Origin of the sequence: Acidiferrobacter sp. SPIII_3 (assembly GCF_003184265.1) — a bacterium.
In the GTDB taxonomy this organism is placed as follows: Bacteria; Pseudomonadota; Gammaproteobacteria; order Acidiferrobacterales; family Acidiferrobacteraceae; genus Acidiferrobacter.
Map to the genome: position 1 here is coordinate 1,618,882 of NZ_CP027663.1, position 18,771 is coordinate 1,637,652.

The following is an 18,771-nucleotide window of genomic DNA, read 5'->3' on the forward strand; positions in this document are numbered from 1 at the left end:
TATGAGCAATATCATCAAGGAATTAGAGAACGAGTTCCTGAAAAAGGACGTCCCGCAATTCGGACCGGGCGATACGGTCTCTGTTCAGGTGAAGGTCGTCGAAGGGGAGCGGGAGCGGCTGCAGGCCTTCGAGGGTGTGGTCATCGCGCGCAAGAACCGCGGTATCAACTCGTCTTTTACCGTGCGCAAGATGTCCTATGGCGAGGGGGTGGAGCGCGTGTTCCCCTTGCACAGTCCCAACATTGCACGCATCGAGGTGAAGCGTCGCGGCGTGGTGCGGCGCGCCAAGCTCTACTTCCTGCGCGAGCTGACCGGTAAGGCCGCGCGTATTCGCGAGCGCGTCTAGGCGGCGGATATGGGGGGCGAGGGGGCGGACGGGACGGCTATGGCCAGCCCGTCCGACGTCGCCCTCATTGACGATTTCCTCGATACCCTGCTGACGGAGTCCGGTCTTGTTACCCATACCCTGGAGGGGTACCGACGGGACCTGGAGGTTTTTGCCCGATACCTGAGAGCGCGCGGCCTGCAGGGCGCGCGGCGTCTCGATATCACCGGCTTTCTGGCGGCCGAGGTGATGGCCGGGCGGCGGCCACGTACCGGCGCCCGGCGTTTGTCGGCCCTGCGGCGTTTCTATCGGTATCTGCTGGCCCAAGGGGCTATCTCCGAGGATCCCACCGAAGGCGTGGAAGGGCCCCGGCTTGGGATCAGCCTTCCCCGGAGCCTGAGCGAAGAGGAGGTCGAGCGATTGCTTGCGGCGCCCGGGGACCGGACACCGGAGGCGCAGCGGGATCGGGCCATGCTCGAGGTCCTGTACGCTACCGGCTTGCGCGTATCGGAACTGGTGGCGTTACGGCTTTCGGAGATCGATGGCCAGGCGGGTATCGTGCGCATCGTAGGCAAGGGCGGGCGGGAGCGGCTCGTGCCCTTGGGGGACGAGGCCCAGGTGGTGCTTGCGGCGTACCTGCGCGATGCGCGCCCCGTGTTTTTGAAGGGTGTACCGGCTACGGCGGTGTTTTTGACGCGACGTGGCGGCCCCATGACGCGTCAGGCGTTTTGGGGCAACATCAAACGCTACGCGGCCAAGGCGGGCGTGGAAACGCCCTTGTCACCCCATACCATGCGCCATGCGTTCGCTACGCACCTCATCAATCACGGGGCCGACTTGCGGGTCGTGCAGCTGCTTCTCGGGCACGCCGATCTATCGACCACCCAGATCTATACCCATGTTGCGCGCGAACGCCTGCGCGCCGTGCATGCCCGGCACCATCCCCGCGGATGAGCACCCTCAATGGCCGTCGGCCTCCACAAGGTGATCCAGGGCCTCGTGCTCCTGTTCCAGGCGGAAGGCCTCGCCTCCCAGGGGTTGCGTATAGCCGAGTAGGGCGCCGGTCTGGCGCACTACGGCGCGCCAGTTGACCGTGCGCACGCGGCGCCGCAGAACTTCGGATAGCTGTTCGTTCAGGCGGCGTTCCTCGCGCCGCAGGATGGAGAGCGAGTAGAACGCATCGAGGGACAGGTAGGCGAGCAGCACCGTGAGGCCCTGCATGAGCACCGCCGGCGGGCTCAGCAGGACGGAACTGACCGCTGCGATCAATGTGGCGACACCACCCCCTTTGCCGTAGGATCGAGACCGTTCCTGGGCAAAACGGTTGTCGGCCAGAGACGCGCACAAGCTCTCTTCGGCCTCCACGGATCGCGTCTTGTGAAGGTTGTGATAGTCTCTCAGCAAGAGCAGGAGTCGCGACAGGCGTTCGCGATGGGTCGGCTTTTGCACGCCCACATGATCCATGTCCGCCATGCGGCTCGCCGTAAATTCCCCCCACTCGTAATCGCGATCATCGCGTTCGCACTCGTCGATCGCGCGCTGGCAGAGATAGCGCATCTCAAGGATCTCGGCGACCTCTATGGGAAAGCGCAGGCCAACGAGCTTTCGATAGAAGAACGGGAAGGCATCGGGAGAGTCCGGGAGTCTTGCGAAATCTTCGGACAGAGGCGGCTTGGAATCCATAGCTTCCTTATGGGGGTCTTTGGCCGGATGGACGCGCGATTGAAAGCCTTTTGGGTATTGTATCAGATATTCGCGACAACGCATGCCTACTACGACAGCCCGCACGATGGGCGTCGCTCGGCTAAAATATCCTAAGGAGGCGCAATGGTGAAGCCGGCGACAGAAGGGTTGGTGTTGGCCCTGGGGGCGGGAGGTGCCCGAGGGCTTGCGCATATCGGGGTTTTGGAGGTGCTGGCCGAGCATGGGCTACCGGTGCGTGCCATTGCCGGGTGCAGCATAGGGGCCGAGATCGGGGCCCTCTATGCCCGCTATGGTGATCCGGCGGTGCTCGCCAGAATTGCCCTGGGAGTCGACTGGAAGCAGACCTTGCAGCTCTTTTTGCCGGACGCCGCGGCCATGGGCGGTGTCTGTTCGGGGCGTAAGATCCTCGCGTTCCTCGAAGAACACATGCCGGGCATGGCCCTAGAAGACCTGGGCCTGCCGTTTCTTGCAATCGCCACCGATCTTCATAGCGGCGAGGAGGTGATCCTGCGTTCCGGGCCCGCCGCCGGTGCGGTGCGGGCGAGCCTGTCGTTGCCAGGTCTCCTCATGCCTTATCCGTGGGAAGGCCGGCTTTTGATCGACGGGGGCGTGGTCAATCCCGTGCCCTTCGATGTCGCCGCCGACAGCTTCGGGGCACCGGTTGTGGCGGTCGCGGTCCACCAGGGGGCGCGCGGGCTTTCGGCGGCGCCCATTGATACCCGGCCGGCCAGTTGGCGCGTGCAGTTACGGGCCTTGCTCGATCAACCCTGGGTATCGCGCGCCCGTTTGGTACGGACCTGGCTCGAGGAGCAGCTGGCCGAGCCGGCCGGCCCCCGCGGCATGCAGTGGCGGGCGCGCGCGGTGTTGACCCAGGCGGTCAACATCGCGCAGGCGCAGGTCGTTCAACAACGCTTGCTCGCGAGACGCCCGGCCCTTTACCTGCTGCCTGACGTCGACCGCATCGGGCCTTTCGAATTCTACAAGGCGCGCGCCGCGATCGCCGCAGGCCGTGCCGTGGCGCGCGCGCATTTGCCGGATCTTTATGCGTTGTTGGCGGCCTCCCGCAGGGAGTCACCACCCGCGGCGTTGCCAGGAACGCCCGGGGTCGGCTAGAGCTAAGCGCCATGTGACCGAAAATCCGCTATTGATGGGCGCCCCTCGGCCCGCCTCATCGGAGGGCGGAGGGTTCCTGCGGCGGCTGGGATTGCGCCGGGTTCGGGGTTGATGGATCGTGTGCCCGGTGATCCGAGGGGCGTCACGTGCCCAGGTCTTGCGAGCCCCGGCGGCTCAGGGAAGCCGTAGGCAGGCCCAGGAGGCGTGGGTAGGGCGCGCTCCGGGTCAGGGTTGCGGCAGGGCCAGATCCTTGCGGCCGTAGTAGCCGTTTGCCCAATTGACGCTCATGGCACGACGGTGGTCGGCCACTGATTGATCGAGCAGCGCCACGCCGAAGTAGTGTCCCTGGGCCCAATGAATGCCCACGCCGCGCAGCCGTTCCACTTGCTCAGGGGTTTCCACATACTCGGCAAGGGTGGTAATGCCAAGATCGGCCGCAACCGCATGGATGCCGCGGACGATGGAGAGCACGCGCGGCTCTTGGATGCGGGAGATGAGCCGGCCGTCGATTTTCAGGTAGGATACGGGCAGGTCGGCGAGGTATTGGAACGACGAGTAGCCGCTTCCGAAGTCATCGAGCGCAAGCTGCACACCGAAATCCACGAAGGGCGCCAGACGCTCGCGCGTCAGGTCCATGTTTTCGAGCAGTTCGCGTTCGGTCACCTCGATGACGAGCGGTTTGACCTCCGTCGCGCCCTTGCGCGGAAAACTCATCTTGGCCGACGCCAAAAGCTCCATGAGCAGGCGCGGGTGGCGTAGAAGATCGCCGGATATGTTGACGAAATGCACGAGGTCTTCGTCACGGGTCTGACGTCTGGTCAAGGCCGCAAGCAGGATCATCCAATCGATCTTGTAGGTGAGGCGGAATTGCCCGGCCGCCTCCATGAACTCCTCGGCGGACAGTACGCGGCCGTCGGTGGTGACAATGCGCGCCAGCGCCTCTTCCGCCACCAGCGTGCCCGTGCGCAGGTCCACGATCGGCTGGTAGGCGGGGACCACGCGATCTTCGCGCAATGCCATTTCCAGGATCGCGCCCATACGGAATATCCGCCGCTCGAGGTTCTCGGCCGCCACGATCCGTTCGCGGCCGCGTCGCTTGGCCTCGTAGAGGGCCTCGTCGGCGGCGTTCAGGATCTCTTGCGGGGTCGTTCCGTCGTTTGGGGCCCAGGCAAGGCCTATGCTCACCGTGACGTTGACGACATGGTCTTCAGCGGCGATCAGAAGGCCCGAGATCGCCTCGTTCAGGGCCCTGGCCTGCGCCCTCGCCTGACGCGGCCCGCAGTCGCTCAGGATGCATAGAAACTCGTCATTGCCCCAGCGGCCCACCACCACCGCCCGACCGAGGGCGCTAGCGGCGGCGCGGCAGACACGGCGCAGGACACGGTTCCCGAAGGCATAGCCGAAGCGATGATTGATGAGACGGAAGCGGTCTATGCTAAAGAGCATGACCGAAAGCGGCGTGCCGATCCGTTCCGATCGCGCGCATGCCAGTTTGAGTGCCTTGCCAAGAAGCGTCCTGCTCATAAGTCGTTCCACCTCGCGAGAGCGAGCCATCGTGAAAGCTGCGGCTAGGGTAGCGGAAAGGCGGCCCGGACGCTATCGCTCTTGGAAAACGCCAGGACTTTGTCATTCACCTCCTCGAGTCTTTGCCCACGCAGGAGGCACGGTATCCCCTGACCCTTTTCGTTCGCCACGCCCCGGGAGGGCGCAGCGAGGGTATGCGGTCCGCAGGGCCATGCATGCCGCAAAGCCAGCCTTTCTGCCGGCAACGGGCGCAGGTCCGGGCGGGGAGTCGCAGGTTGGCAGTAAGGACACCGGCACGCCCCCACACAAAGGGGGTTGTCCACGACCGGCACTATCGAGGACGCGACATTGTAAGGCATCGTGACCTAGGGCGAATGGCGCTTACATAAGCCGCCGGCGCCCTAAATGTCCCTCTCTACGTACTCTCCAAGCTTCTGCCCGCGTGGCCTTTTCGGCCGCGGATAAGGTTTGGGACGCCGTTTGCGGGTCCGCGGTTCTATTCGTCCGGGCACCATGGCCGGCGGTGGGCTGTGTGATGAGCTGGAACAGGGGAAGGTATCCGGACCAGTACTCGGATTGACGCGCCGCGCGGTCCATTCCACCCCCAACGGCGCGGCGTTTTCGAAGCCCAGTTGCCACGGATGAATATCCGTGGCAAGCAAGGGCCTGCGCCATCAGCAGGCGGATCCAGGTTATATGTAGGCAAGCAGATGGGCTCGCGGCACCTTCGACCCTCCGCGGCCCGTGACAGCACGGGACTTCGACGCCGGGAGCGGTTTTGATGTGGCGAAGGTCCAGTGGGAGACTCATCGACGGACTCCCCCATTTGCCAAGCTTTCACGGCCTGCCCGGTAGGGCCGGGGCCTCCCATTGTAGGCTATACCGGGGGGCGAAATATCACTTCCGGGAAGGTCGGCTAATGTTTCAATCCCTCTTTTTCTGAGCCGCCGATAAAGATTCCCCGGAAGATGGGAGCACCTTGGATTTGGTGAAGGATGGCGAAACCGATGTGGCCGATCCAGTACGCCCACACGAAATAGGAGATTGTCTTATGTAACCGTGACACTTCCATAAACTCATGGAAGTCGGTTGACGCAGCAGAGGCCCCATGTCCGCCCGGAATGATAAAAAATATCCAGATACCCGTGAGCGCCATGCCGGTGGCAGCCAAGAGCCCTAAGCCATGCCCAAAACTCGCGAAGCCGGTGTAATTGCGCCCGCCCGGTGGTAATTTGCCACGGAAAAGTCCGCGTATATCTGCCCATACGGCCTGCATGCCAATACGGTTCCAGGGAAAGAGGGCGCCGAGATCCTGGATGGCATACATCCACATCCAGGCTAACAGGATAAAGGCGCTGGCCGCGAGCCCATCCCACTCATGAAAGTAGAAAAATGCCCGGGTCCGCGGATCCGCAACCAGTAGGCCTGAGATTAATTGGGCGCTGATCGTGAGCGCCAGACCCCAATGCAAAATGCGGGTCATGAGATCCCATCGCGTATCTTCCATCGCAATCTCCGTCATGGTCAGGCGAACTCACCGTTCAGAATACCGAGAGGGTGGCATCGATGGCGGTCCTGCCCCAAGTGCGCGAAGACAAGCGGTCTACGACCGGGAGGCACCGTAAGTGAGTCTAGCCCGTTTTGCGGCCGGACCAAGACTTCGTCATTATGCCGGCTCAAGTCCTTGGTTAGAGTGTCCACGGCCTTTTTCGTTCGCGACGCGCCATTAGGGAAGGGAAGGGGGACGCGTGGTCCGCAGGACCACGCGTGCGGGCTGCATCTCGTAGCAAAGGGAGAGATCGTGCGCCGAGACCGAGGCGCGACATGGTAAGAGATCATGGCTGGGGCGATCGGGACGGTTCCGCCGCGTATGAGGGCCGGCGCACGTTCGCACTTTACTCACCCGCCATTCGCAAGTCCCGGTGTCGTCCGCAGCGGCGCGACTGTGACGGAGCCGCGGGAGCACGTCCGGGGCAGACCCTTACGGGCGTGGGCATGAACCCCACGAGCCTCGTTCGGTTACGAGCCTTGCCCGAGGAGGCCACGCAGGCCTTTGAGGTGGGATTCGCCGTGGGCCATGCGCTCCTCGGGGGGCTTCTCGTCGCGACCATCCCAGATCAAGTCCTCGGCCGGGATCTCGCCTAGGAAGCGGCTGGGGCTGGTCTCCTGGGGCGCCCCTTGGCGACGCCGTCGCCGGGCATAGCTCAAGGTCAGGGTCTGGCGTGCGCGCGTCATGCCGACGTAGGCCAGGCGGCGTTCTTCCTCCACGCCGCTTTCGATAAGGCTGGCGCGATGCGGGAGGAGGTCCTCCTCCAGTCCTACGAGAAAGACATGAGGGAATTCCAGACCTTTGGCGGCATGCAGCGTCATTAGTCGTACACTTTTGCCGTCTGGCTCCCGGTCCCGGTCCCCCATGCCGTTTAGAATGAGCTGCGAAACCACCTCGTCGAGTGTGCGTCCGCTCGTTTCCTCGCCGAGGCGGTCGACCCACGCCAGGAATTCCTCAAGCAACGCCAGTCGCCGGCGGCCCGTGCGGTTGTCGCCGGCCGCCTGCAAGGCGTGTCCCTCATACCCGACCTCGCGTAGCGCCTCGCGCAACAGCGCACCCGGGAGCATGCCCCGCGCCTTTCTGCTCAACCCCTCTACGAGCAGCGCGAAGCGCTCCAAGGCGGCCGCCTGTGGGGCGGCGAGATGCTGCGCGAGCCCGAGTTCCTGACAGCAACGCAGCAGGGGTTGGCCGCGGCGATGGGCATAGTCACGCAGGCGTTCGACGGTCGAGGGGCCGACCTCGCGCTTGGGGATGTTGCAGACCCTGAGAAACGCCGCATCGTCGGCGGGATTATGAATGAGACGCAGATAGGCGACGGCGTCGCGTACCTCCACACGATCGAAAAACGATGTCCCACCGCTCAAAAAATACGGCACGCGATGTTCGCGCAGGACCTGCTCCAGGGCCCGCGCCTGATGATTGCTGCGGTAGAGGATGGCGTAGTCTCCAAACTCCGCGCGGCGCACGAACTTGTCATGCAGGAGCGCCGTGACGACACGGATCGCCTCATGCTCTTCATCGTCGGCCACCAGGACCTTCAAGGGGTCGCCGAAGCCAAAGGCGCTCCACAGCCGCTTCGGGAACAGGTGGGGATTATTGCCGATCACGGCATTCGCGGCCTTGAGGATGCGCCCGGTCGATCGGTAATTCTGTTCAAGCTTTATGACCGTAAGCCGCGGATTGTCGCGCGCCAGACGGGCCAGGTTCTCGGGACGCGCGCCGCGCCATGAGTATACGGATTGATCATCATCGCCGACCGCCGTGAAGGCCTCGTCGGCAAGCGCGCGCGCCAGACGATATTGACCATCGTTGGTGTCCTGGTATTCATCGACCAAGAGGTAGCGCAGGCGCTCCCGCCAGCGCGCCCGGGCCTCGGTATCCTCGGTCAATAGCTGCGCCGGGAGCAGGATGAGATCGTCGAGGTCTATGGCGTTGTAGGCACGCAACCGCTCGACATAGTCGGCATAGACGGCGCCGCCGTCGGGAGATTCAAGGACGGCGGTGGCGGGGGGGATACCGGCATCCTTCCAGGCGCGCACGCGCTGTGCGATCTCCTCGGCCGGGGTGTCGCTGCGCAGCCGCTCCCGGCATAGGTCTTTGATGAGCGCCTCGGCATCCCGCGGATCGAGCAGCGTAAAGCCGTGCCGCAGACCGAGGGCCTGTGTTTCCTCGCGGATGATCTTCAATCCGAGGGCATGGAAGGTCAGGACACTCAAGCCTCGGCGCGCGTTCGCTGGCAGCAACCCGCTCGCGCGTTCGCGCATCTCGCGCGCGGCCTTGTTGGTGAATGTGACGGCGGCGATATGGGCGGGATCGTGGCCGCCGTGCGTGATGAGGTAGGCGATCTTGCGCGCGATCACCGTGGTCTTGCCGCTACCGGCACCGGCCAGGACGAGCACCGGCCCATCGATCAGCCGCACGGCCTCGCGCTGCTGGTCGTTCAAGCCCTCCAGGATCTTCACGGACACCTCGGCGCACAACGGCGGCCACACGCAACCGGCATTCCGCCCGCCCACCGCGCCCAAGCCGATGTCGGGGCCGATGGCGACAAGGCCGGAGGGTTTTGGATCACGATCGATAGGGACGGCACGCGGGCAGTCTAGCGAGGTCTGCGCGCAGCGACAATCTTGACAGGGCGCGCTTTAGCATGCGCGCCCTGAAACGAGGGGATTGGCGGGCGTTGCCCATGCATCTGCGTCCTCTCGGAGCATTTCAGAGCGATATCGTCTCCATATGCGGGACGTACTCCTCGGGGACCGGGAAGTTGCTCAGATCTTTGGCGATGGCCGCGCGCAGGAAGGAGTCCACCCACCAAAAGATGTCATATTCGCGGACGAATCGCTTGAGTTTATGCATGCGCGCGCGCCGTTCGCCGGGCCCCATGGTGATCGCCCGCTGGATCGTCTCGGCCACCTCCTCGACATTGTAGGGATTCACAAGCAGCGCGCCCTTTTGCAGCTGTGCGGCCGCGCCGGCGAACTCCGAGAGGATCAGGACGCTGTTATTCTCCGGGGTGGCGGCGCAGAACTCCTTGGCGACGAGATTCATGCCGTCTTTGAGGGGGGTGATGAGCGCGATCTCGCAGGCGCGGTAATAGGCGAGAAGCTCGGTGCGAGTCAAGCTGCGGAATATGTAGTGGATGGGGACCCACCCCGATTGCGTGAACTGGCCGTTGATCTCGCCCACGAGCCGCTCCATTTCCATCTTCAGGGCATTGTATTTGGGGATGTCCTCGCGGCTTGGCACCACCACCTGGATGAGCGTGGTGCGATGATGCAGTTCGGGGAAGCGCTGGAGGGCATTGCGGAAGGCCTCGAATCGATGACAGATGCCCTTTGTGTAGTCGAGCCGGTCCACGCCCAGCAGGACCTGGCGGCCGGGCAGGTCCTCGTGGAGTTCGCGGGCCTTGCGCACGACCGGCTCGGTCTTGCTGCCGCGCGCGAATTCCTGATAGTCGATGCCGATAGGGAAGGTGCCCACGCGCAGTTCGCGGTTGCCGGCGCGGATCGTGATCACCTGCCCCTTGCCGCTCACCGACAGGTCGGGGGCGACCAGGCGCACGCACTGGAGGAAATTGCGGCGGTCGCGCAGGGTCTGGAATCCGAGCAGATCGTATTCGAGCAGGGCGCGCAACAGCGGAAAGCGCCATGGCAGCTTCATATAGATGTCGAGTGGCGGGAACGGGATGTGGAGAAAAAAGCCCATGCGCGCCGCGATCCCCTGCGCCCGCAATTCCTGACCGACGTTCATCAGATGATAGTCGTGGATCCAGATGAAATCGCCGGGACGCGTGTTTTGCATGATGACGTCGGCGAATCGGCGGTTGACGCGGTTGTAGGCATCCCAGTAGCGCGGCGCGAAATTGCAGTGGGACTGCAGGTCGTGAAAAAGCGGCCAGATCACCTCATTGGCAAAACCGTAGTAGAAATCCTCCTTGTCACGCTGGTTCAGCGCCACGGGTTTCAGTGAGTAGCCGGAATGACGTGTCGCCTCGCGCAACAGCCCCGAAAGCGTCAAGGGATCGGCATCCGAGGTACCGGGCCATCCGATCCAGATCCCGCCGCGATTACGCAATACCGGGGCCAGTGCGCTCACGAGTCCGCCGGAACCGGGGATGAAGGTCCACCGGCCGTCCACCTGCTTGACGACCACCGGCAGCCGGTTGGAAACGACCACAAGCCTATCGCCGCCTTGTGTCATGTCATTCATGACGCCTCCTTTGCGATAGGAGCCGGCAAGGGCTGGGTATGAGCCACCACCTGGTGGGCGAACTCAATACCCTGCTCGCAGAAGGCATGGAAAATGGCCAGGTTGATGGCGTGCTGAACGTCCCTGTAGGCGTCGACATAACCCTCCCGCACGCTGTATGCCACCTCGAAGATCAGCCCCTGGGGCTGGTAATCCGTGAAATGCGCGCGCAAAAATCGCGCACGGCTGTCGTTCTCCACTATACCCTCAATGAGGGTCGCGGCGCGCGCCAGGACCTCATGGTTGTTTTCGTAGGTCAGATAGAGTGTAGACACGAGCGTGCGTTCGCGCATCCGCTTGTAGTTGCGCATGCGGCTTTTGACGATATCGGAGTTGCTGATGATGATCTGCTCGCCCGCTGGGCTGCGAAGGCGCGTGGTCTTCAGACCGATGCGCTCGACTGTTCCCGTGTAGGTATCGATGGCGATGGGGTCGCCGAGGACGAAAGGCTTGTCGAACAGGATCCAAAGCGACGCCAGGAAATCGGCCAGGGTACTTTGCACGGCAAGCGCGAGCGCGACGCCGCCCACGCCAAAGCCCGCGAGCAGGGCGGTGACATTCACGCCCAGGTTGCTGAGCGCCGCGAGCGTCAAGAGCAGCCATAGGAGGATGGTGGCAATAAGCCCCATGGCGACCACGACCGTGCTTCGTTCCCCATCCTGGCTGTGTGCCCGGTAATGATCGATGCCGGCCTTTATGAAGGCGTGACCCCACAATGCGGCCTGCACGAACAGCGCGGTCACGACGATGTCGCCCAGCAGTGCCCGGCTCGGGCCCGGGAGTGTCAGGCGTTCGCAGGCGGCGGCCGCCGCAAGCGTCGCCAGGAACCAGGAATGGGTGTGGCGCGCGGCCTTGTCGAGGAACGCAGGCCAGGTCGCGCCGCCCTGCGCGGCGGCCCCCAGGATCCCCTGGCTCATGCGCAAAACAGCCTTCAAGAGCGCGAATATCAGCCCGAAGACCAGCAGGGCGGTGATCCATGCCAGGGCCGAGTGCCCGGAAAAACGGTAGCGCGCGAGGTGCTGATCGAGCTGTTGCCAATAGTAGGTGATCATGGCTTGACGGCGGTCATCCACGACTTGAGAAAGGCATGCAGCTCATCGGGCGGCCGCAGCCACAGATGGGCGCGCGTATCCCGCAGTGTCGCGCGCACGAGCACTCCAAGCCCGGTCGGCGGGAGCGCTGTGAACGCATCCTCGTCGGTCAAATCATCCCCCAGATAGGCCATGATGGCCTGCGGGTGGCGCGCCGCCAGATCCGCGACCGCCGTGCCCTTGTCACGACCGCGGACCCGGAATTCGTAGCCGCCATCGAAGGCAAGCCCCTGGACGTCGGCGGGGAGCCCGCGTGCGATATCGCGTGCGAGCCCCTCCAGGCATACACGGCCATCGGGCTGCTCGTGTCGCCAGTGGATCGCCACCGTCCCGTATTTGCGTTCAAGGGCATGCTCGAATCCGGCGGAGGCGATGCGCAAGGCGCTGGCATCGAGCCATTGCCGTGACGACGGGGCAAGCGCGGCCCGCGTGAGGTGCCCGCACGGTGCCAGATGCTCCTGCCCATGGGCCCCGAATATCTCCACGCCCTGCAGCGGTATGCGCGCCGCCAGATCCGCCGCCGGACGTCCGGTGACGAACGCAATGCGCGTTCCCTGCCGTTGGATGGCGGCCAGCAACGGGGCAATGCCGGGATAAAGGCTCGCGTCCTCGCGCCGCGCCGTGAACGGCGCGAGCGTGCCATCGTAGTCAAGTACGAGCAGTCGCTCGCCAGCTGCGCGCAACATTTCAAAGAAGGGCTCGGGGGGTCTTGCCGGGTCCAGGGTCTTCACGATGGCGCGTGCTGCCTTTGGGTCGGGACTGCGCCGCCCAGCGAAGGCGGCCGCGATGTGAGGCGGCGGCACGGCGATACATGACAATGCCGTGGCATGGCGATCGCTAGGTGGCCTAGGGGTCTGGACACGCGACGAAGCTCCATCCTTGTGAAGCTCGTATTATAGCCTCTGGGCGGCACGACAGCCACGCACGGCCCGCTGGTGTTTGCAGGCTCAAGGGTGGACAGGTCATACTCGGCCCATGAAAACACGTGTATTATTGACCTTGCTTGTATCTTTCCTGCTGGCCTCGGGAACGGCGTGGGGCGACCCGCTCCCCGCGTCCCTGCTTCGCTTGTTTGCGCGTGAACATGTACCGTTGGGCGGCATCAGCATTTATCTGCGCCGCATACACGCCCGCCACCCGCTGCTTGCCTACCGCGCGCACATCCCCCGGGATCCGGCCTCGGTGATGAAGCTCGTCACCGCACTCGTGAGCCTGGATGCACTCGGGCCGGCCTACACATGGACCACCGGCGCCTATGCGCGGGGTCCGGTGGTCCATGGCGTGTTGCATGGCAACCTCTATCTGCGCGGAGACGGCGATCCTTACCTCATCACGAAATCGTTCTGGAACCTGCTCCATGGGTTGCGCCGTCTCGGCATACACCGCATAGCCGGCAATCTCGTGCTTGATGAGCATTATATGCAGGCCCCGCGCGCGCCGCGCGGTTCCTTTGACGGTCTGCGCGACCGCACATACAATGTGCGCCCGCAGGCCCTGCTGGTGAATTTTCAGGCGGTCGAGTTCCGATTTCTTCCAGGGGTATCGAAGGTGCGTGTGTTGCCGGACCCCTATCCGACGACGCTGCGCGTGATCGATGACCTGCACTTGACGGGTGGGGCGTGCGGAGACTGGCGCGCCCATGTCCATTTGCGGATCGCCCATGAGAGCGGGGGCAATCTGGCGGTGTTCCACGGGTACTACCCGCGCGCGTGCGGGACGCAACACCTCTATCGCGTCACCGACAACAATCGCCGCTATGTCTCGGGGGTCTTCACCGAGTTATGGCGCGAGCAGGGGGGGATTTTCAACGGCCGGTTCCTCACCGGGCGGCTGCCGCATGGCGCGCGGCTGCTGTATGCGGTCCATTCGCGGCCGCTTGCCGACATCCTGCGCAGTGTCGATAAGTACAGCAACAACGTCATGGGCCGGCTTTTGGTCATGACCCTCGGGGCGGTGAAGGACGGGCCGCCGGGGAGCACCGCCAAGGGCCTGGCCGTGATGCGCGCATGGCTTGCCCGCCACCACCTGCGACTGCCCCATCTGGTGTTGCGCAACGGGGTCGGGTTGTCGCGTTCCGAACGTATCACCGCGGCCGAAGTGGGACGCGTGCTGCGTTATGCCTATAATGGGCGCTACATGCCCGAGTATGTCTCGTCGTTGCCGATAGCAGGGATCGACGGAACCCTGCGTTACCGGTTCCTGGGGTCGCCGGTCGTCGGGCATCTTCATGGCAAGACCGGCACGATCGACGGCGTGGATACCCTGGCAGGCTACCTGCAGCGCGGGCGGCGGCGCTATATCGTCGTGGTGTTGGAGAATTACCCCGCGGCTGATACGGAATCGGGGTTCCGGGCCGAGGATGGGGTCATCAAGTGGCTATATGCCCGTAAGTGAGGAGGGGGTTGTGACGAAATATGTGAGCGCGGTGATAGGGGATGAGCCGGGAGACGGAAGTCTGCCGGTGCTCGAGGGGACGCTCGGCCCGCAGGCCGTCGACATCCAATCGCTCTATGCCCGCCACGGGCTTTTGGCTTATGACCCCGGGTATCGGTCGACGGCATCTTGCAAGAGCGCCATCACCTTCGTGGATGGCGACGCCGGTATCCTCGCGTACCGCGGTTATCCCATCGAGCAGCTGGCCGAGAAGAGCCGCTTCCTGGAGGTGGCCTATCTTCTCATGTTCGGGGAACTGCCCTCGGCGGCCGAAGAGGCCACATTCCGCGAGGCTGTGTGCCAGCATAACCTGCTGCACGAACAGGTGATCAGTTTCTACCGCGGCTTTCGCCGCGATGCCCATCCGATGGCGGTCATGGTGGCCGTGGTCGGCGCGTTGTCGGCGTTTTATCACGATGACATGGATATCCGCGACCCCGGTCAGCGCATCAATGCCGCCATCCGGCTCGTCGCCAAGATGCCCATGATCGCCGCCGCGAGCTACACCTACAGCATCGGCCGGCCGCTGCGTTATCCGCGCAACGAGTACGATTACGCGGGGAACTTCATGCAGATGTTGTTTGGCATGCCCAACAAGGACTTCGTCCTGGACCCTGTGCAGGTGCGCGCCATGGACCGGATCCTCATATTGCACGCCGATCATGAACAGAACGCCTCGACCTCCACGGTGCGCATGGCGGCCTCGTCCGGCGCCAATCCCTTCGCCTGTATCGCGGCGGGCATCGCGAGCCTGTGGGGTCCGGCGCATGGCGGCGCCAACGAAGAGGTCGTGAAGATGCTGATCGACATCGGCTCTCCGGAGAACATCCCGAAAGCGATCGCGCGCGCCAAGGACAAGAGCGACTCCTTCCGTCTCATGGGCTTCGGGCATCGGCTGTACAAGAACTTCGATCCCCGGGCGCGCGTGATCCAGGAGAGCGCCCGTGAGGTGTTGGCGCACCTGGGGCTTGAGAACGACCCATTGATGGCAGTCGCCCTGGAGCTCGAACAGATCGCCCTGCGCGATGAGTACTTCATCGAGCGCAAGCTCTATCCGAACGTGGATTTCTACTCGGGAATCCTGCTTCGGGCCATGGGCATCCCGACAAAGATGTTCACGGCGGTGTTCGCGGTGGCGCGGACCGTCGGATGGGTGAGCCAGTGGCTCGAGCTCCATAACGACTCCACGCACGGCATCGATCGTCCCCGCCAGCTGTATGTGGGGTCCCGCCTACGGGACTATCCATATCCGTGAGAGGGGCGGGCACTCGGCTGGCTGGCGGGACACAGGCGACAACCTCGGGGACCCTGCAACTATTGCGGGCGCGCCTGGGCAGGAGGCCCGCCTGTCGTCTCTGGGGCTTGGCGCTTGTGTCATTATGCGCGCCGGAAGGGCCCCGCGGCGGGGGGTGGACGAGCGCGCGTCGCGCCGTCCGCCCTCCGAGGACCTCAGCGGTTTTCAGGGACTGAGGTCTTCTGTTCCGCCAGGAATCGCGCTCCGGCCTTGACACGGCGCACATAGGCGTCACGGGCGATGGCGATATCCTCCAGGAAATAAGGGAGTTCGCGCAGCAGCAAGGCCTGCGGTCCATCCACCAGGGCCTTCTTCGGTTCCGGGTGGAAATCGACCAGCACCATGTTGGCACCGGCAATGATCCCCTGGGCGGTGACCTGCTGGACATCGAGCAGCCCGTCGGGTCCGCGATCCCGCGACCCAACCGAATGGGAGGGATCTATGCACACCGGCATGCGCGTGAGGCGCTTGACCACCGGGACGTGCGCGAAGTCGACGAAGTTGCGATGCGGGTCGCCCATGTTGGTCTTCATGCCACGTAGCCCGAAGATCACGTTGCGGTTGCCTTCGCTTGCAATGTACTCGGCAGCGTTCAAGGACTCCTCTAGGGTGATGCCGAACCCGCGCTTCAGGAGCACCGGGAACTCGCTCTGACGGCCGACGATCTTCAGGAGCTCGAAATTCTGCGTATTACGCGTGCCGATCTGGAGCATCACCCCGGTCGGCGAGCCGGTCTGCTCGAGGGCGCGGCGGATCTCGTCTAGGTGTGAGTCGTGGGTGATCTCCATCGCGATCACCCGGATGCCGTACTTACCGGCGAGATCGAAGACCCAGGGCAGACACGATGCCCCGTGGCCCTGGAAGGAGTATGGGTTGGTGCGCGGCTTGTAGGCCCCCATGCGCGTGCATACCTGGCCGTTGTCGGCCAGGGCCTTCATCATTTGCTCGACATGGGCAGGGTTGTCGACCGCGCACAATCCCGCGAAGACATTCAACGTGTCCTGGCCGAAGCGTACGCCCTTGTACTCGAAACCCGTCGGCCGCTTGTCATCATGATGGCGCCCCAGTATCCGATACTCCTCTTCGATGCTGACCACGCGCTCGACGCCCGGGAGGGTCTCGATCTCGTGGAGGTCGAACGCGCTGGTATCGCCGATCAGATAGACCTCGGTCAGGGTCACGAGGGCCCCGACCTCTTCGTGCACGCGCAGGCTGATGCCGGGCTTTTGCGCGAGAAATGACATCAGCTCCCGGAACTCGGGGCTGTCTTTGGTTATGTGGGATTTCAAGACGACGATCATGGATAGTCCTTAAGGCGGCGTCACGGGCCGGCCGCCATTCTAACAAGTCTGCCGCCGGGAGCCTATCTTGCCGCCGCCCCGACGTGACCCCGGAATCCGGGGAGATGTTGACGAGACAGCTAAGGATTGTCTTGCGGCCGCGGTTGACGTAGCATGAATTTTGCGTTCCTTGGAACGTGGCGTCGGGCGCCACGCCCAGGCTTGGTCAGGGCGGCGCCGGCGCGGACACTGGATCACCCGCACGACGGGAAGGCAATCGAAGAAGAGGTTTCTATGCAGACCGGTACCGTGAAGTGGTTTAATGAAGCGAAGGGTTTTGGCTTTATTACGCCGAGCGATGGCAGCGCCGATGTATTCGTCCATTTCTCGACCATAGAGGGGGAGGGGTTCCGGACGCTCGCCGAGGGCCAAAAGGTCGAGTTCGAATCGACCCGTGGACCCAAAGGGATGCAGGCGGCGCGCGTGGTACCGCGTTAAGATACGAACAGCGCGTGAAGGGCGTGGGGCCGCCCGTAGCCGGTCCCGCGTGCGGCCATGATGTGAGGTGCCGACGGGCTCGCGTGCCCGGGAATCGGCGCGAGTGGCGAGCGTGGCGCGGCCCCGAGGGGGCCTGGCGTCGGGGCCGGCAGGGTGAGAACCCCGCGGGCCGGACGGCCCAGGTCCGCCCGCGTGCGCCGTTACGCGCATCGAGGCCGTGGAACGACGTTCGAATCTTAGGCGCCGGGGTCATGCCAGCCTCGTCTGGACGGTCCTTTGTGAGCCCCTCATCCCCGGGATCTTATGTCGCTGATCCACCTCATCCACGTCTACGGCTACATCGCGATCCTGGTCGGCTGTTTTCTGGAGGGCGAGACGGTACTCGTGCTGGGGGGCGTGGCGGCCGCACAGGGCTACCTCGTGCTCCCAGGGGTCATGGCCGCGGCCTTCGTCGGCAGTCTGAGCGGCGATCAATTGTTTTTTCATCTGGGGCGACGGTATGGGCCGGATGTCGTGGCCCGCAAGCCGCGACTGAGAAGGGCCAACGCCCGCCTTCAGGGCTGGATCGGCCGCTACGAGACCTGGCTCGTGTTCGGTTTCCGCTTTCTCTACGGCCTGCGCAGCGCCGCGCCCTTCGTATTCGGGGCGAGCCCCATCCGGCGTGCGCGTTTTACCCTTCTGAATGCCACGGGGGCCGCGGTATGGGCGGTGGTCGTGGGTTATGGAGGTTTCGTGGCAGGGCACGCCTTGGCCGCCATGCTCAGCCACTTCGCGCATTATGAATGGCTCTTGCTGCTCATAGGCGCGGCAGTTGCCGCCGGCATCTGGCTGCTCACGCGCTATCGTTCCTGACATCGGCTACAGACGACCCTTGGTGATCCGGGCATCGGGACCTGCTAAACGGGCAGGGACCCCTGTGGTTCGTAGGATGCGGGGATGCGGCCAGGATGGAGGCAGCCAGCGCGATCTTGCCGGAAAGTGGGCGTCGGCTATTTTCCTGGAGCCCGGACAGCGCGTTCATGTCCGGCATCCGGTTGCACAGCTAAGCCGTGGGCGTGAGAGAGAAGACCCCGATTTGCCCTCCGTGGACCTGGGATCCCCCCTTGCCCGACGGCATTCGTCCCCAATGCGCGGCGTTGCCGCCGATGCGATATTGACGATCGCTATACCTTACCCTAGAGTAAGGAACAGCCAAAACGTAGGAAGCGATGCCTATGTCCAGCGCGACCCTGACCAGCAAGGGACAGATTACGATCCCCAAAGGCATACGGGATGCCCTGCGCCTTGGGCCCGGCGATCGGCTCGATTTCTTCATACAGGACGATGGGCGAGTGCTTGTTCAGCCGGCCACATTGAAGGTGACCGACCTCAAGGGGATTCTCTATCGCAAGGGGGCGCGGCCGGTATCGGTCGAAGAGATGCGCGCCGCCGTCATCAAACGCGCGTCCGACCGCAAGGGCTAACCATCGACAGTCTGCCGCCACAAGGAGGTCCGAGAGTGGCAGGCGGCCCTCGGGCCACCGCGCTGCTACGATCGCAAGAAGCCCTTGCGCGGTCTCTCCGCGGCGTGATAAGCCGTCGACCTGACTAATGACACCGAGGTTGCCAACGGGGTGCATCGGAGATGATTGGGCTCGACACGAGTGTATTGGTGCGCTATCTCGTCCAGGATGACCCCGTTCAATCACCGCAGGCCGGCCAGCTCATGGAAC

16 protein-coding genes and 1 pseudogene are annotated in these 18,771 nt (G+C 63.9%); 9 read left to right on the plus strand and 8 right to left on the minus strand.

Going from position 1 to position 18,771, the window contains the following annotated elements:
* Window position 1 precedes the first annotated feature (1 nt).
* Both rplS and xerD read left to right on the plus strand, forming a co-directional pair.
* A complete protein-coding gene (rplS, locus tag C4901_RS08080; protein WP_110136897.1) occupies window positions 2–346 on the plus strand; it encodes a 50S ribosomal protein L19 in 345 nt (114 codons plus the stop codon).
* A gap of 39 nt (window positions 347–385) precedes the next feature.
* Entirely contained in the window at window positions 386–1,279 is an 894-nt protein-coding gene (gene xerD / locus C4901_RS08085) for a site-specific tyrosine recombinase XerD (protein ID WP_110136898.1), read from the plus strand.
* A gap of 6 nt (window positions 1,280–1,285) precedes the next feature.
* Here xerD and C4901_RS08090 read toward each other — a convergent pair whose 3' ends face one another.
* The gene (locus C4901_RS08090) at window positions 1,286–2,008 is read right to left on the minus strand and encodes a hypothetical protein (RefSeq protein WP_110136899.1); all 723 of its coding nucleotides are present in this window, start codon (window positions 2,006–2,008) and stop codon (window positions 1,286–1,288) included.
* Window positions 2,009–2,152: 144 nt separating this feature from the next.
* Here C4901_RS08090 and C4901_RS08095 point away from each other — a divergent pair, with 144 nt between their 5' ends.
* On the plus strand, window positions 2,153–3,142 hold the full coding sequence (locus tag C4901_RS08095; RefSeq protein ID WP_110136900.1) for a patatin-like phospholipase family protein: 990 nt from the start codon (window positions 2,153–2,155) through the stop codon (window positions 3,140–3,142).
* 225 nt (window positions 3,143–3,367) lie between these two features.
* On the opposite strand, the gene C4901_RS08100 is transcribed toward C4901_RS08095, so the two are convergent.
* The 6 genes from C4901_RS08100 to C4901_RS08125 all read right to left on the minus strand — a co-directional run bounded on the left by C4901_RS08100 (window position 3,368) and on the right by C4901_RS08125 (window position 12,285).
* A complete protein-coding gene (locus C4901_RS08100; protein ID WP_168185634.1) occupies window positions 3,368–4,666 on the minus strand; it encodes a GGDEF and EAL domain-containing protein in 1,299 nt (432 codons plus the stop codon).
* A gap of 916 nt (window positions 4,667–5,582) precedes the next feature.
* Window positions 5,583–6,188, minus strand: coding sequence for a cytochrome b/b6 domain-containing protein (locus C4901_RS08105; RefSeq protein WP_110136902.1), 606 nt, complete (start codon window positions 6,186–6,188; stop codon window positions 5,583–5,585).
* 497 nt (window positions 6,189–6,685) lie between these two features.
* Window positions 6,686–8,677, minus strand: coding sequence for a UvrD-helicase domain-containing protein (locus C4901_RS08110; RefSeq protein ID WP_205736268.1), 1,992 nt, complete (start codon window positions 8,675–8,677; stop codon window positions 6,686–6,688).
* A 250-nt stretch (window positions 8,678–8,927) separates the two neighbouring features.
* Entirely contained in the window at window positions 8,928–10,424 is a 1,497-nt protein-coding gene (locus tag C4901_RS08115) for a trehalose-6-phosphate synthase (RefSeq protein WP_110136903.1), read from the minus strand.
* Complete coding sequence (locus tag C4901_RS08120; RefSeq protein ID WP_110136904.1) at window positions 10,421–11,515, minus strand: mechanosensitive ion channel family protein; 1,095 nt, start codon at window positions 11,513–11,515, stop codon at window positions 10,421–10,423. The genes C4901_RS08115 and C4901_RS08120 overlap by 4 nt, the downstream gene beginning before the upstream one ends.
* Complete coding sequence (locus tag C4901_RS08125; RefSeq protein ID WP_145960668.1) at window positions 11,512–12,285, minus strand: trehalose-phosphatase; 774 nt, start codon at window positions 12,283–12,285, stop codon at window positions 11,512–11,514. The genes C4901_RS08120 and C4901_RS08125 overlap by 4 nt, the downstream gene beginning before the upstream one ends.
* Before the next feature lie 244 nt (window positions 12,286–12,529).
* On the opposite strand from C4901_RS08125, the gene dacB reads away from it, so the two are divergent.
* Together dacB and C4901_RS08135 are read left to right on the plus strand one after the other, a co-directional pair.
* Window positions 12,530–13,948 (plus strand): D-alanyl-D-alanine carboxypeptidase/D-alanyl-D-alanine-endopeptidase, encoded by a 1,419-nt coding sequence (dacB, locus tag C4901_RS08130; RefSeq protein ID WP_110136906.1) that lies wholly within the window; start codon window positions 12,530–12,532, stop codon window positions 13,946–13,948.
* 10 nt (window positions 13,949–13,958) lie between these two features.
* On the plus strand, window positions 13,959–15,242 hold the full coding sequence (locus tag C4901_RS08135) for a citrate synthase (RefSeq protein ID WP_240611850.1): 1,284 nt from the start codon (window positions 13,959–13,961) through the stop codon (window positions 15,240–15,242).
* A 194-nt stretch (window positions 15,243–15,436) separates the two neighbouring features.
* On the opposite strand, the gene C4901_RS08140 is transcribed toward C4901_RS08135, so the two are convergent.
* On the minus strand, window positions 15,437–16,582 hold the full coding sequence (locus C4901_RS08140) for a 3-deoxy-7-phosphoheptulonate synthase (RefSeq protein WP_110136908.1): 1,146 nt from the start codon (window positions 16,580–16,582) through the stop codon (window positions 15,437–15,439).
* Between the two features lie 273 nt (window positions 16,583–16,855).
* Between C4901_RS08140 and C4901_RS08145 the strand changes: the two genes are divergently transcribed.
* From C4901_RS08145 to C4901_RS19310, 4 genes and pseudogenes are all read left to right on the plus strand, one after another.
* Window positions 16,856–17,059 (plus strand): cold-shock protein, encoded by a 204-nt coding sequence (locus tag C4901_RS08145; protein WP_065970559.1) that lies wholly within the window; start codon window positions 16,856–16,858, stop codon window positions 17,057–17,059.
* A 303-nt stretch (window positions 17,060–17,362) separates the two neighbouring features.
* Complete coding sequence (locus C4901_RS08150) at window positions 17,363–17,911, plus strand: DedA family protein (RefSeq protein WP_110136909.1); 549 nt, start codon at window positions 17,363–17,365, stop codon at window positions 17,909–17,911.
* A gap of 362 nt (window positions 17,912–18,273) precedes the next feature.
* Window positions 18,274–18,522 carry a type II toxin-antitoxin system PrlF family antitoxin gene (locus C4901_RS08155; RefSeq protein ID WP_110136910.1) on the plus strand — a complete coding sequence of 83 codons (249 nt, stop codon included), beginning with the start codon at window positions 18,274–18,276 and terminating at the stop codon, window positions 18,520–18,522.
* A 161-nt stretch (window positions 18,523–18,683) separates the two neighbouring features.
* Window positions 18,684–18,770: pseudogene (locus tag C4901_RS19310) on the plus strand (VapC toxin family PIN domain ribonuclease); the annotation flags it as partial.
* Window position 18,771 lies beyond the last annotated feature (1 nt).